The sequence below is a fragment of the Paenibacillus sp. Aloe-11 genome, assembly GCF_000245715.1.
GTDB lineage: Bacteria > Bacillota > Bacilli > Paenibacillales > Paenibacillaceae > Paenibacillus > Paenibacillus kribbensis.
Genome location: NZ_JH601050.1, coordinates 481158 through 495551, shown reverse-complemented (window position 1 = coordinate 495551; position 14394 = coordinate 481158). Strand labels below are relative to the sequence as shown.

Below are 14394 nucleotides of genomic sequence, written 5' to 3'. Positions count from 1 at the left end.
TGGCTGCCACAATGGTGGGCAATTGCGCCTGAAGCTTGACGGCTTTGGTCACATTGGACTCTCTCGACATATCATCCGCCTCTGGATCATACAAAGCGAGAGAAGATACGGCTGACCTCAAGGCGGCCATCGTGCTCATATCCTTCGGGCACAACTTTAATTGAGTAACAATTTCCTCTGGAATAGCAGCATATTCGCTTAATTGGTTGCGAAGTTCCTGCAATTGCGCTTGATCGGGAAGTTTTCCAAACCACAGCAAATAAGCTACCTCTTCAAAATTGGCGTTAACAGCCAAATCATCAATGTTATAACCCCGGTACGTGAGAACGCCATCTACGATAGAGCTTATGGAGGAAGTAGTTGCTACAATTCCTTCCAGACCTTTAGTCGCTGTCATCGTTACATCTCTCCTTTGTAAGAACATTGTGAACGGACTTGCAATGTAAACCTTTTCAAAAGTAAGATATGCCCTTTAAATAGCTAAGTAATGTTAACGCCATATGTCAATATTTAAACCTTCTTTTACTATACTAGATTTTGTCGTTTATGTGAACATTCAGGGCTATTCTGACACATTTAAATGTTTTATCGCTGTCATAAAGAATTTTTTGAAATCCCTTACATTTTTTAAAAATTCATTTGCACTTTTTTACACAGGTCTTGTCTCGCCCCCTTCCAGCATATGTATAACAGAGCACTTATTTTGTGGAATACCAATTGTAAAAGAAAGGAGCCGTGTGAGCTTGAGCCGTTTGATTCTGAACCGCATATTTCGTGCTCTGTGGGTCGCAATCGTGATAATAGCTCTGTTGTTAGGCATATACGTGCTGTTCCCGCTCGTGTATCCTTTTCTGCTGGCCTGGCTTGTGGCCTATGCCATGAACCCGCTGGTTGGCTTTCTGCGTACAAAGGCCCGCATGCCGCGTTGGATGGCTGTCACGGTCTCATTGTTTGTATATTTAGGCGGAATCGCAATTGTCCTGTCTGCAGCAATAACTCGAATGGTTCGAGAGGTTATTAAGCTGACCATGACGTTTGACGGACATATTGAGCATTTTAAAAACCTGTTCATCGACTGGACTCAGAGTGATCTGATTCAAAATGTAATTAACGAAATCAACCATTTCATTCGCGATAATCCGGATTACCAGCATACGATTAACAGCAATATTGACAAAACAACACAAACGGTCAGTTCGGCCGTCACTACGCTGGTCGCCCAATTTTTTAATGGCGTTTTGAATTTACTGACCTCTCTGCCTAATATGGGCGCGGTGCTCATGGTGGTTGTATTAGCCGCCTTTTTTATCAGCAAGGACTGGAACCAACATAGCCGGATACTTTCCAATGCGATTCCAGATACGATTCGCAAGCCATTATCGGGTATATGGCACGATCTGCGCAAGGCACTGTTCGGCTATTTGCGGGCACAGTTTATTATAATCTCCATTACAGCATTAACAGTCATTGTTGGACTATTCATATTACGTGTGGAATCCGCCTTTACCATCGGTTTGATGATCGGACTGGTGGATTTGCTACCTTATTTGGGGGTAGGCATAGTAATGATTCCGTGGATACTGTATGCCTATATGTCAGGTAATTTGGCATTAGGGGTAGGATTATCGATCCTCTATATCATTCTGTTGGTTGGAAGGCAGATTGTGGAGCCCAAGGTGTTAGCCAGCAGCGTAGGTTTGAACCCGCTTCCCACCCTCATCGGCATGTTCATCGGGCTCAAGCTGTTTGGCGTTTTGGGGCTGATTATCGGTCCTGTATCACTCATAATCGTCGATGCCCTGAATCGCGCGAATGTTATTCAGGACTTGCGCAACTATATTCTTGCCGGAAGAGTGCGTTAAGCAAGATGTTATTCAGGACTTGCGCAACTATATTCTTGCCGGAAGAGTGCGTTAAGCAAGTAGGAATAATAGTCACTTACGTCAATTTCCCCCAGCCACTTCAATAAAAAGCGTCGGTACAGCGCACGTGTTAAAGGAAATACCAGCGTAAAACCAATAATATCGGTTAAAAACCCGGGGATAAGCAGTAAACTTCCGCCGAAAAAAACACATAACCCATCCAGCATTTTACGGCCGGGTACTTGCCCCCGGTTCATTTCATGTTTCGCATCGGCAATCACCTTGCGACCTTCAAATTGCATCATGGCTGCACCAATCAGGGTCGTTAAAATGATGAGCAGAATCGTTTTACCCGCTCCAATCCAGTGACTTACCCATATGAACCCGTACAACTCTGCCAAAGGAATGAGCAGCAGCAACAGCCACAGGCGCTTGCGCATCATCATGATTTCTTTCCCTCCCCGCCTGTAAAGGCAAAGCTTAACGCAGTATACAGCTCAGGCAGCGCCTGATCCAGCCGAACGGGCTTCCATTCGGTATTTATCCATGCGTGGCGTGTCGTCCCAGTAACGAGCAGCTCTCCAGGCAACGTGTCTGCCTGTGTCCACACCTTGCCGACATTGTTTTGAAACTCATCAGCCGTGACACGCCGAACCTCATAGGTATAATTTAGACGCAGCCTGGAGAAGTCCGTAATGGCTGCATAAACAATTATCATATCATCATACCTGGCAGGGCTCCCATATTTCGCATTGATTTCAAGAACTGGCAGCAAAACTCCCCGCTCCTCCATGCTCCGATAGTTAAAGCCTGCCTGACGGATCATATCGGTACGCCCAATCTCAAACCAGTTCAAATAATTTGCATGATACACGACCCCCATCTGGTCTGTTTCCTGATAACGGACTCGTAGCGGTGTACCATACCAGCGTAATTCCGTTTTTTTCTCCTCTTGAGTCATACTAGCTCTCCTAACTTGTGCAACTTTATCTCTATTTTGCCCTCTCTCCATTAAACCATATTTACAGCCCGGGAACAAAAAGAGAGCCGACCAAACGGTCCGCCCTCTCAACTATGGTTACATGTTCACTTATTATTTAGGCAGCGGCTTGGACAATTTGTAATATCCGCTTTCCGAAGCCGCAGCCAACAGACTTTTTGCCTGGCTTCCTGCCCAAGCATAGCCAAGCCGTCTCTCCTCACTGATTTTCATGATATCTGTATACTTTTTGCCATCTCGGTCAGAGAAGAAGTGCTTATTATCTTCCACATTGTAGAATCGATACCATATGACGCTTGATGCATCCTTTTGGAAAAACTCCGGACCTTTACGATTGTATTTGATACCGTCGATCCGATTCGTGTCCAACCATTTCAAGGCACTCTGTGCCGCCTTTTTCACCTCAGCCGTTTGCGGCTGGGACATCAAGAAGGCCGTAATGCCTACCGATTCCGTCGTTGTTTTGGATGGAAGCTCATATGCTCGGGCCCCAACAGATTCATAAGTAAACGGATCATGCTGTGCTCCCCAGATCGTTGGTGTGCCATTGTTTACAATTTGAGCTTTAATCGTATACTGTACGCCTTTATTAAGAGCCTGCTGGAGTCTGGAGCGATACGTATTATCAAGAATATCGCTATCAAACGGCTGCTTCTTGTTCACAATGTCATCAGCCAGTACCATAACTCTAACCATTGCATCATCGTTGAAGGTTGCGGCATCAGAATAATTACCACGTTTAGGGTATACTTGCGGCCACGCGCCGGAGGAATATTGAGAGGTTAAAACGAAGTCAACTGCTTTTTGTACGCTGTTCTTAATGTCTTTGTTTTTTGTTTTTTTGTATACATCCGCCAAAAAGCGAATCTCGGTTGTCGTGGCTTCATTATCAAATGTCCCGAGCTCGACACCATCCTTGCTCTTCCAGGTAGAGCGTGCAGTCTTGCCATTCCATTTGGATTTATAATTCTTTTCCATCGCTTTGAAGAATCCGCCGTGCGGCATTTGCCACGATACAATATTCAAGGCAAGTGTAGTATCCTTGGCTGTGTTCCCCGTAGAAAATTTACTAAAATCACGATACTTGTTCAGCAGACTATCTGTATTAACAGTTGCAGTTGGTTTCGCTGCCAATAGTCCCCTGAATTGCCCGCGGTCCAAATCGCCAGCATTTACATCGTCACCATAAACATCCTGTACAACAGCAGAATCCGTTGTAAGCTCATAAGGAGCAGTGGACGATTCACGTACCGAATTACTTGTACCCGCCGCAATCTCCTGCGCTGTAGCCCATGAGGGGCTTAGGAGTCCTGACGTTACTGTAATCGCCACGCCTGAAAGCGCTAGCATTTTTGCGGTCGAACATATTTTCTTCTTCACTTGAATCTCTCCTTTGTTCTTTTGATGGGTAAATTCTGTTCAGTTTAACCCGATCTATTCTTGCTGGAATTTCACTTTGAGAGTTAGGGATACTGGACCACTATTTATGCATGATAAATAGATAGTTGTATTATATGAAAAATTACCCAATTGATCAATATGTTTTATTTTAGTTATAAATTAAATTTTTAGTGATAAATTAAAATAATTGAAAATAATAGACTTAAAGACGAACGCTCTCATGAAGGCGTGTCATCTGCATTGAATCATAAAAAGCCTCCTACTAATACTGTATTAGTAGAAGGCTTTGCGTATTGCATATATATGGTAAGCGAATAGCAACTTGCCCTTACCCAAAGCGGCCCATAATGTACTCCTGGGTCAGCTCATTTTCAGGGTTAGTAAAAATATCATTTGTCTTTCCATGCTCAACCAGGTTTCCGATATAAAAATAAGCAGTATAATCGGAAATTCGTGCTGCCTGCTGCATATTATGCGTCACAATAACGATGCGCAGCTCTTTTTTCAATTCGGTAATGAGTTCTTCAATCTTGCCTGTAGACACAGGGTCCAGTGCAGAGGCTGGTTCATCCAACAGCAAAATTTTCGGCTCTACGGATAGCGCACGTGCAATACAAAGCCGCTGCTGCTGCCCGCCAGACAGAGCCAGTGCGGAATCATGCAGGCGATCCTTAACCTCATCCCACAGCGCTGCCTTGCGCAGGCTGCTTTCCACGATTTCATCAAGCTGCTTCTTTTTGCGCACACCCCGGTATTTGGGACCGAAGGCAATATTATTGTAGATAGATTTATAAAAAGGGTTGGGACGCTGCCACACCATGCCAATTTGCTGACGCAGCTTGATTACGTCCGTTCCCGGTGCGGTCAAATCCTGCCCATCCATCCAGATGTGTCCTGTTGTAGAGGAAGATGCAATCTCGTCGTTCATGCGATTAAGTGAGCGCAAAAAGGTCGACTTGCCACAACCGGAAGGCCCGATCAGGGCGGTGACTGTTTGCTCGGGAAAAGCCAGATTTACTTTTTTTACAGCTTCAAAGCTGCCATAATAAATACTCAAATCCTCGGTGCTGAATGGATGCGGCGGTTGCCCCGCAAGTTGTTCCGAGCGCGTAGATTGAACGGGTGTTGCTGGTGCTGCGGGTTGTGCCGTTCGCGTAATCACTTGTTCCATATTCCCCATCCCCTTTCTAATCCATACGTTTGGCAGCAGTCAAGCGGCGGTAAACGACTCTTCCAAACCATCTTGCACTCAGGTTGAAGACAAGTACGAGCAGTACCAGTACCGCGGAAGCGCCTGCGGCGATATCCTTGGAATCAGGAGCAATACCTTCACTGTTTACCTTCCAAATATGCACAGCGAGCGTTTCGGCAGGTCGCATCGGATTAATAGGCGATCTGGCATGCAATGGATTCCAATCCGTAAAGTCAAGTGGCGGCGTACTCATCCCTGCTGTAAACAGCAATGCGGCAGCTTCTCCGAAAATCCGGCCTGCGGCCAAAATCGTCCCCGTAATCAAGCTTGGCAACGCAGCTGGCAGCAAAATAGAGGTGATGATTTTCCATTTGGATAATCCGAGCGCAAGCCCGGCTTCCTTTTGCTCCTTGGGTACAGCCCGGAAAGCCTGTTCTGTTGTACGAACCATCAGCGGCAGATTGAATACTGCCAAGGCCAAGGCTCCTGATAACAGGGAAAAACCAAAGTTAAACGTATTTACGATAAGTAAAAGTCCGAACAAACCGATGACGATGGACGGAAAGGAAGACAGTACTTCGACGACAAGTCGTATGAAGTCCGTAATTTTTCCCGGCTTTGCGTAATGCGCCATGTAAATACCGGCACCCCAGCCAATCGGAATGGTAATAATCAAAGTCAAGATCAGCAAAAATACAGAGTTAAATAGCTGCGGGCCAATGCCTCCACCTGCACGTAACGTTTGGGGAGCACTCGTTAAAAAGTCAAAAGAAATGTGACTTACTCCACGTGCTAAAATGAATCCCAATAATCCTACCAAAAGCGCAACAATGAACAAGGCAAAGAAACAGATGACAAAGGTTGCGATCTTATCGGTTGTTTTAGCTCTCATCAAACCCGGTTTCTCCTTTCGAGCAGCCTTACCAGCAGCACAAAGATAAATGTCATGAGCAGCAGCACAAGCGCCATGCTCCAAAGAGCATTGTTATGAACCGAGCCCATGGCTGTGTTGCCCATGCTAAGTGTAATAACGCTGGTCAAGGTCGAAGCGGATTCCAGCAAAGAGCTTGGTATGTGTGGTGCATTTCCGATCACCATCTGCACAGCCAACGCCTCCCCAAACGCACGAGCCATACCGAGAATAATCCCTGTCAAAAGCGCGGGCAGCAGCGTCGGAATAATGACGCGTGCAATGGTCTGCCAGCGGGTAGCCCCCAAAGCGTAAGAGGATTCACGCAGACCTCCTGGTAAGGAGGACAACGCATCCGCCATAATACTCGTAATGGTCGGCAAAATCATCACAGACAACACAAGACAGCCTGCCAGAATACCGATGCCTTGTCCCCCGAACACATTCCGCAGCAGCGGAACGATCACAGTCAAGCCGACAAAGCCATATACTACAGACGGAATACCGGATAATAGTTCAATCGCAGGCTGAAGGATACGTTTACCCGATTTCGGCACGATTTCCGTCATAAACAAAGCTGCGCACAAGCTAAGCGGACTGGCGATCAAGGCAGCCAATATAGTAACGGCAAAAGAGCCCGTAATGAATGGAAGCGCGCCGAAGGAAGCGGGTTCACCGTCCGGGCTCCATTTGGTGCCAAAGAAAAACTCACTTAGACTGACTCCATTCATCGCAAATGTAGCTACACCTTTGGAGGCAACAAAATATACGATGGAGACAATGACTGCAACTAAAAAAACGACACAAACCGACGTATAAATGCGGCCGGTCCATTCTTCCCAGTAATGTCTTTCTTTCATCACTCGGGAACGTTTATTCTGTTCCATGAATGCCTTCCCTTCAACTGGTTCCATACTGTAACTCCTTTAACCGAAGAATAGAGGCCGGACGCTAGTCCGCCTCTTCCTCGTGAATATACTTCGCATTCGCTGCGTTCGTCCGAACAGGAGGTGTATATCTCCTTATTTCGTAATGTTACCGTCAGCATCGCGTTTGACTTGCATACCTGATACTGGAATGTATCCCAGGTCTACAACATCAGATTTCTGGATTTCATCAGACAGGATGTAGTCCAGGAATGCTTTTACATGTTCCTTTGGCTCACCTTTGGTGTACATGTGCTCGTAAGCCCATACCGGATACTTACCTTGCTCTACATTTTCCACATTGGCTTCAACACCATCGAATTTCAAAGCTGTTACTGTGTTGTCGATGTAGGACAGAGCCAGATAACCAATAGCACCCGGTGTTTCAGCAATCAGCTTTTTCACTGTACCGGAGGAATCTTCCTGAATGGAGCCAGGCAGATCTTCCGTTTTTTGTCCCAAAGCGTATTTTTCAAATGTTGCACGAGTACCGGAGCTGCTTGGACGGTTTACAATAACGATTTTTTGATCCGCACCACCAACTTGTTTCCAGTTCGTGATTTTACCTGTGAAAATTTGTACCAATTGATCTTTCTTCAAGTCTGTCACGCCAACCTTAGGGTTTGCTACTGCTGACATCGCTACAACAGCTACCTGGTGATCGACCAACTCATCTGCACCGCTCTCCAGTTTTTCTTTTGCAAACACGTCAGAGTTACCGATATCCGCCTGTCCGCCGGAAACCTGAGTCAAGCCAGTACCGCTGCCGCCGCCCTGTACTTGAACTGCAATGCCTTTATATTTATCGACAGCCATAAATTTTTGTCCTGCTTGCTCTACCAATGGTTGAAGTGCTGTGGAGCCAACAGCCAGAATGTTACCTGTCAGTTCAGCAGCTGCTTTATCTTCTGTTCCTTTAGCAGCGTCTCCTTGTGGTGCAGCATTGTTGCCTGATCCGCAAGCTGCGAGTGCAAATACCATGGTGAGAGTCATCAGAATGAACGGCCATTTTTTCAACATTTTTTATTGTCCTCCCCTTAGTTAAGTGACGGTTTTTTTATTTATGACCATCAACACTTTTACATTGTAGGCCTGGAATGTTAGATGAACGGCGTGGTTTTGTAAAACAAATATAAAATATTGATAGAATAATTGTTTTAGGGTATATAATTAATCTATAGTGTAAACTTCACACATTAAGACATTTAAGGAGATCTGTTCGATTCATGAATATTTTAAAACTACGTATTTTGATGCTGATCGATAAATTCCATAAGGCGACGGATGTGGCTGAGGCTTTGCAAGTCAAGCAGCCTACCGTCAGCTTTCATATGAAAAGCCTTGAAAAGGAAATGGGTGTTTCTCTGTTCTCTCTTCAACAAGGCAGAATTATGCTAACCGAAGCCGGAAAAAGAATGCTGCCTTACGCAAAGCAGATCATCTCCCTGGAGCAGGAAGCAAGACAAGCTGTAGATGAACTTACAGAGGAATCGCAGTCTCAATTACGTCTGGGCGCAGAGTCGATATCAGGCACATACCTCCTGCCCTCTATCCTTGCTAAGTTTGCGCAACTATATCCAGAGTGCCGAATTCAACTGGACATTCAAGCTCCAGATACGATCAGACTGCTGCTGCTGCAGGGAGAGCTTGATTTTGTTTTTCTGGACGATAAGAGCCCTCTACCGGAGCATACGGTGGCAGAAGTGGTGGCTTCGGATCGAATTGGAATTATTAGGAACAAAAAAATGCATACTTCAAAATCAGTCGATGTTGACAGATCTGATATATTGGACAAGCATGCGTGGGTGAGATACAGCGGGGTATCTGCTATCGATTCGTATTCCTCTCTGATTCAGCCCTCTATGGAGACCAACTCATGGGAGGCGGTTAAGCAAGTAGTAGGCGGCGGAGAAGCGCTTGCCTTTTTCCCTGCCTGCGGAGTTCATAGCAGCATTGGCAGCGTTCCTACGGTGGAATGGCTTCCTTATACTGAGGTTATTAAGACTGATGAAGAAAGTGACTGCTACCATATAAACATCGTGTATCAACTTGATACACACCAGAGCATGATCCAGCAGGCGTTTCTCGAATTCATGCGGCAAGAAGCACAGAAAATTAGAAACTAGAGAACACCAAAAAGAGCATCCAAGTCGCAATGACCTGAATGCTCTGCTTGCTTGCTGTATCCAAACGATACAGCCTGTTTATTATTCCGAACAGGATAAAATTATGCTTGTGCAGGAACACAGCTAATTTTGATCAGGTTGGTAGAACCGGAGTCGCCAAGCGGTACGCCAGCGGTGATCACAACCAAATCGCCCTCTTTAACGAGACCGGAATTGCGGCCGCCTTCCAACGCATTGTCAAACAGACTGTCTGTTGTGTCAACAATCGGTCTTCCTTGTACTGCATGTACACCCCAGATCAGAGCCAGACGACGAACCGTTCTTTCCTGTGTTGTCACAGCGACAATCGGAGCTTCCGGGCGATATTTGGAAATCATACGCGCTGTTGTTCCGCTTTGCGTGGACGTCAGGATCGCTTTGGCATGCAGGTCAAGCGCAGAAATGGAAACAGATTGGCTGATTGCCTCCGTAATACTGATTTCTTGCGCCGTTCTTTGTTTCTTGAACAAATCACGGTAGTTCAGAGAAGACTCTGCTTTTTCTGCAATACGGGACATCGTCAATACGGATTCTACCGGATATTTACCCGCAGCTGTTTCGCCGGACAGCATAATTGCGTCTGTTCCGTCAAAAATAGCATTGGCTACGTCACTTGCTTCCGCACGAGTCGGACGCGGGTTACGCTGCATGGAATCCAGCATTTGTGTTGCCGTAATAACAGGCTTGCCGGCTACATTACATTTGTTAATCATCAGTTTTTGCGCCAAAGGTACTTCTTCAGCAGGGATTTCCACACCAAGGTCACCACGGGCAACCATCAGGCCGTCGGAGGCTTCCAAAATTTCGTCCAGGTTGTCAACACCTTGCTGATTTTCGATTTTGGAAATGATTTGAATATGACCAGCGTTGTGCTTTGCCAGCAATTCACGGATTTCCAGTACATCACTTGCTTTACGAACAAAAGAAGCCGCGATGAAATCAATGTCCTGCTCAATACCGAAAATGATGTCGTTAGCATCCTTCTCTGTAATACCAGGCAAGGAAATGGCTACGCCTGGAACGTTAACGCCCTTCTTGCTTTTGATCGTTCCGCCATTGACAATGCGGCATTTGATTTCAGTGCCTGATACTTCAATAACGGTGAGTCCGATCAGACCGTCGTCGATCAGAATGGTGGAGCCGGGCTCCACGTCCGAGGGAAGGTCCTTGTACGTAATGGAGATACGGTCTTTCGTACCAAGAACTTCTTCCGTTGTCAGCGTAATGAACTCGTCCTGAACAAGCTCAATAGGTTCAACCTCGAGCTTTCCTGTCCGGATTTCCGGCCCCTTCGTATCGAGCAAAATAGCAACGTTTTTGTTAAGCTCCTTGCAAGCTTGACGGATATTCTTAATCCGGTTGCCATGCTCCTCGAAATCACCGTGAGAGAAATTCAGGCGGGCTACGTTCATACCAGCCAAAATCAGTTTCTTCACATTTTCCAACGACTCACTGGAAGGACCGATAGTACATACAATCTTAGTTTTGCGCATTTGGGTTTTTCCTCCGTTTTCAAAGGTGTTACTTTATATCTTTTTCCAACAATTAAATCTACTACACTTTTTCCTATTTGTATAGGAAGTTCGTCATATTTTATTGTTACTCGTTTCCAGTGTATTACAACATAGGCTCAGTTTCCGAAGGCTTCAAAAAGGTATATTGACCTATTTTCCGGAATTTTTGATACCGATCTTCCCTTAATTCATCGCAGCTCATATTCATCAGTTCGGCCAAATGACGTTCCAACAGCTCCTTGATTGCAGCAGCAGTCATTTCGTAGTTGCGATGCGCGCCCCCTCTCGGTTCTGGCACAATGTCCTCGATAACCTCCAGGCGCAGAAGATCATTTGCCGTAATCTTCATAGCTTCAGCTGCCTGATCTGCCTTGGAAGCATCCTTCCATAAAATCGAGGCTGCCCCGTTTGGAGAGATGGCCGAATAGATGGCATGCTCCAGCATCAGCACCCGGTTGCCGACCGCAAACGCAAGCGCACCGCCGCTTCCACCCTCGCCGATGACCACACAAATAACAGGCACCGAAAGCTTTGCCATCTCTCGCAAATTGCGGGCGATTGCTTCCGATTGACCTCTCTCCTCTGCTGTATTACCCGGATAAGCGCCCTTCGTATCAATAAATGTAATGATAGGGCGTTTAAATTTTTCAGCCTGCTGCATCAAGCGCAGCCCTTTCCGGAATCCTTCCGGGTGCGCACTACCAAAAAAACGCGCAATGTTATCCTTGGTATCCTTGCCGCGCTGCTGACCAATAACGGTCACCGGAATACCGTTCAGCTTGGCAATTCCGCCTACGACTGCCAGATCGTCTCCAAACAAGCGGTCACCATGCAATTCAATAAAGTCCGTAAATACTTGCTCGATCAAATCAAGAGACGTCGGCCTTTGATGATGACGGGCCAAATGCATCTTTTGCGGTGCTGTAATGTTCGTATATATTTCTTCTTCCATCTGGAGATAACGTTCTTCCAGGCGGTTAATTTCATCCGTAAAATCAATTTGCTTATCCTGTCCGAATTGCTTGAGTTCTTCGATCTTCTGTCGCATCTCGACCAGGGGCTTTTCATAAGGCAATTCGCCAGCCATCTATTCCACCCCTTTCACACTGTGTAAATCAAGCAGTTGCCCAAGGGTATCGCGCAATTCCTTGCGGTGTACAACCATATCTAATTGTCCGTGCTGCAAATTAAACTCGGAAGTTTGGAAATCATCCGGCAGCTTCTGCCTGATGGTCTGCTCGATTACGATACGGCCTGCAAAACCAAATACAGCACCCGGCTCTGCAATATTAATATCTCCAAGCGTAGCAAAGCTGGCGGAAACTCCGCCTGTAGTCGGATCAGTGATAACGGAAATATAAAGCAAACCCTGCTCGTCCAGACGAGCGAGAGCAGCACTTGTTTTGGCCATCTGCATCAGACTCAGAATACTTTCCTGCATACGTGCCCCACCGGATGTGGAGAAGATAATAAGCGGCAAGCGCTTGTCAATCGCCTGCTCAATGGCGCGGGTAATTTTCTCCCCTACGACCGAGCCCATACTGCCTGTAAAAAAGTCAAAGCTCATCACCGCTACGACAACAGGAAGCCCATGAATAAGGCCGTCGCCCGTAACGACAGCCTCTCGCAAGCCGGATTTCAGCGTCTGCTGCTCCAGCTTACTCGCATATCCCGGAAAGTCCAGCGGATCAACTGAAATCATATCAGCATCATATTCCGTAAACGTGTCCTCGTCGAGTACCATGCGAATACGCTCCATCGCATTGAGACGCATATGGTATCCGCATACCGGACACACTTTTAAATTCTTTTCCAGCTCTTTGCTGTATTGAATGCTTCCGCACTTGCCACATTTGGTCATAAGACCTTCGGGAATCTCCCGTTTAGGACGATCCGGCATGTCCGCTTGATCGCCGCTCAGCGCCCGTTCCGAAGGGATCGTCGCGTATTTACGCTTCTTTTGGAATAAATCTTTAAACACAACTACACCTCTCCAGCCGTTTATTTGTCAGCCGTAACCGATACAAGGTCCTCTGCCGTCTGTAGCGGCACCTCTAAGCATTATGTTCATACACACGTCAACGCTTGTCTGCAAAACATTACCGCCGATCGTGCATCCTTTGTTCCATTCATGCTGCTGTATCACTTCCGCCGTTCCGGACTCAAGGGCGCAAAATCGAATTAAGCACTTCCTGTATTTCTTCGACTTCGCCCGAAGGCACAAGTATCTCAAACTGTTGCTTGGATGCGCTAATGGCCCGGGTCTGCACCATAAAACCTTCTTCAGACAGTTTGAGCTTAATCATGTCAGCCAGTCTGGCCGTCGGTGCAATATAAATCACCGTCCACATGCCTTGTTTCTACCCCCTAAGCCTCAAGTTTTGAGCCCATATAATAGACTCATGATAACATACCTTACTTTTTTCCCGCAACAAAAGCCCTCCTGCTCGTTCAGAATCCTTCGGAGGGCCTAGAAGTTTATCCGCTCTGCTCATACAGTCGAATCAAGCGTCGGGCGACGCAGGATAATGCTTGGCTAGAACGCTCCGATGGGCGATACGCGAAGAAGCGGCAGCGGCTAAACCAGCGACGAGATCGTCCAAGAATACGTGAATACCGCTACCTTTTTGGTTCAACTGTTCAATAATTCCCGTCTTTTCCTTATCCAAATATCCAAAGCTGGTTAAGCCGATCATACCGTACACGCTCGTAATTCCAAGAGCCAGTGTCTCGTCCACCCCATACAACGGTTCGTCTGCCTCCATAATGGCTTGCAGCGGCTCAGGGAGAAGTCTTTTTTCGGCCAGCTCATCAATCGCAATGCCTGTGAGCAACGTATATTGCACCTCGCGCTTTTGCAATACCGCTTTGACACTGTCTACACATTCTTCCATAGTTAAATGAGGATAATATTTTTGCTGCAGCTGAAAAACAATGTCCGCAATGGACTCGATACGAATGCCTCTGCGATTTAACAGGGTCTCAGCATATTCATAGGACATAATTTCCCTCCCGCCTTCACCGTACAGTTCTGTTCTTCCAACGTGCGGGACATCATGTGTGCAGGACTCATGTGTACAGGATAAGTATTGAAGCTGCTGTCCCGCCAGTTTTCCAAGTGTATGCGAGAGGGAAGGAAATTGTTCATTAAAGCATGTCCATCATTTGACTTTCACCGTGCCTTCACCCAGCATGGACTCCATTCGATCAAAAAGCTGGGGCGAAGGCTTGATGCTGTAGGCATCGCTCAAGGCCAGCAAACGCTGGCTGCTCTCATAAAACAGTACGGTAGGCAACGCACCGGGATGCTCCTGCAGCAGCGCCTTGAGGCTGACCAGCAAGCTGGCATCCTCCTCGGCCTGGCGGGTGATTTTGACAAACACCCGCTGACGGGCCTCCCGCTCCGGGCTGCGCGGAGCCGGGG

General features: G+C 46.7%; 15 protein-coding genes and 1 pseudogene. 2 read left to right on the top strand and 14 right to left on the bottom strand.

The features are described 5' to 3' along the window. Positions 1–340: pseudogene (locus tag WG8_RS28195) on the bottom strand (citrate/2-methylcitrate synthase); the annotation flags it as partial. A 403-nt stretch (positions 341–743) separates the two neighbouring features. Here WG8_RS28195 and ytvI point away from each other — a divergent pair. After that, entirely contained in the window at positions 744–1862 is a 1119-nt protein-coding gene (gene ytvI, locus WG8_RS08365) for a sporulation integral membrane protein YtvI (protein ID WP_007429692.1), read from the top strand. 8 nt (positions 1863–1870) lie between these two features. Here the strand turns inward: ytvI and WG8_RS08360 are convergent, their stop codons facing one another. The 7 genes from WG8_RS08360 to WG8_RS08330 all read right to left on the bottom strand — a co-directional run bounded on the left by WG8_RS08360 (position 1871) and on the right by WG8_RS08330 (position 8311). Next, positions 1871–2308 carry an FxsA family protein gene (locus tag WG8_RS08360; RefSeq protein WP_007429691.1) on the bottom strand — a complete coding sequence of 146 codons (438 nt, stop codon included), beginning with the start codon at positions 2306–2308 and terminating at the stop codon, positions 1871–1873. Further along, the gene (locus WG8_RS08355) at positions 2305–2823 is read right to left on the bottom strand and encodes an acyl-CoA thioesterase (protein ID WP_007429690.1); all 519 of its coding nucleotides are present in this window, start codon (positions 2821–2823) and stop codon (positions 2305–2307) included. The genes WG8_RS08360 and WG8_RS08355 overlap by 4 nt, the downstream gene beginning before the upstream one ends. A gap of 132 nt (positions 2824–2955) precedes the next feature. Beyond that, entirely contained in the window at positions 2956–4242 is a 1287-nt protein-coding gene (gene pelA / locus WG8_RS08350) for a pectate lyase (RefSeq protein ID WP_007429689.1), read from the bottom strand. Between the two features lie 349 nt (positions 4243–4591). Beyond that, positions 4592–5434, bottom strand: a complete 843-nt coding sequence (gene pstB / locus WG8_RS08345; protein ID WP_007429688.1) for a phosphate ABC transporter ATP-binding protein PstB — start codon at positions 5432–5434, stop codon at positions 4592–4594. Positions 5435–5450: 16 nt separating this feature from the next. After that, positions 5451–6347, bottom strand: a complete 897-nt coding sequence (gene pstA, locus WG8_RS08340) for a phosphate ABC transporter permease PstA (protein WP_007429687.1) — start codon at positions 6345–6347, stop codon at positions 5451–5453. Next, positions 6347–7279, bottom strand: coding sequence for a phosphate ABC transporter permease subunit PstC (gene pstC / locus WG8_RS08335; protein WP_007429686.1), 933 nt, complete (start codon positions 7277–7279; stop codon positions 6347–6349). Before pstC ends, pstA begins: the two co-directional genes overlap by 1 nt. 108 nt (positions 7280–7387) lie before the next feature. Continuing rightward, complete coding sequence (locus WG8_RS08330) at positions 7388–8311, bottom strand: phosphate ABC transporter substrate-binding protein PstS family protein (RefSeq protein ID WP_007429685.1); 924 nt, start codon at positions 8309–8311, stop codon at positions 7388–7390. 206 nt (positions 8312–8517) lie between these two features. On the opposite strand from WG8_RS08330, the gene WG8_RS08325 reads away from it, so the two are divergent. After that, positions 8518–9417, top strand: a complete 900-nt coding sequence (locus WG8_RS08325; protein WP_007429684.1) for a LysR family transcriptional regulator — start codon at positions 8518–8520, stop codon at positions 9415–9417. A gap of 101 nt (positions 9418–9518) precedes the next feature. Here WG8_RS08325 and pyk read toward each other — a convergent pair whose 3' ends face one another. From pyk to WG8_RS27365, 6 genes are all read right to left on the bottom strand, one after another. After that, positions 9519–10949, bottom strand: a complete 1431-nt coding sequence (gene pyk, locus WG8_RS08320; RefSeq protein WP_007429683.1) for a pyruvate kinase — start codon at positions 10947–10949, stop codon at positions 9519–9521. A gap of 124 nt (positions 10950–11073) precedes the next feature. Continuing rightward, positions 11074–12057 (bottom strand): acetyl-CoA carboxylase carboxyltransferase subunit alpha, encoded by a 984-nt coding sequence (locus WG8_RS08315; RefSeq protein ID WP_007429682.1) that lies wholly within the window; start codon positions 12055–12057, stop codon positions 11074–11076. Next, positions 12058–12951: an acetyl-CoA carboxylase, carboxyltransferase subunit beta gene (gene accD / locus WG8_RS08310; protein WP_007429681.1), complete on the bottom strand. Its 894-nt coding sequence runs from the start codon at positions 12949–12951 to the stop codon at positions 12058–12060. 181 nt (positions 12952–13132) lie between these two features. Next, the gene (locus tag WG8_RS08305; protein WP_007429680.1) at positions 13133–13321 is read right to left on the bottom strand and encodes a hypothetical protein; all 189 of its coding nucleotides are present in this window, start codon (positions 13319–13321) and stop codon (positions 13133–13135) included. A 153-nt stretch (positions 13322–13474) separates the two neighbouring features. Next, positions 13475–13972 (bottom strand): phosphatidylglycerophosphatase A family protein, encoded by a 498-nt coding sequence (locus tag WG8_RS08300; protein ID WP_007429679.1) that lies wholly within the window; start codon positions 13970–13972, stop codon positions 13475–13477. Between the two features lie 159 nt (positions 13973–14131). Beyond that, positions 14132–14394, bottom strand: a 263-nt coding sequence (locus tag WG8_RS27365) for a hypothetical protein (protein ID WP_007429678.1), incomplete at its 5' end; no start/stop codon positions are given.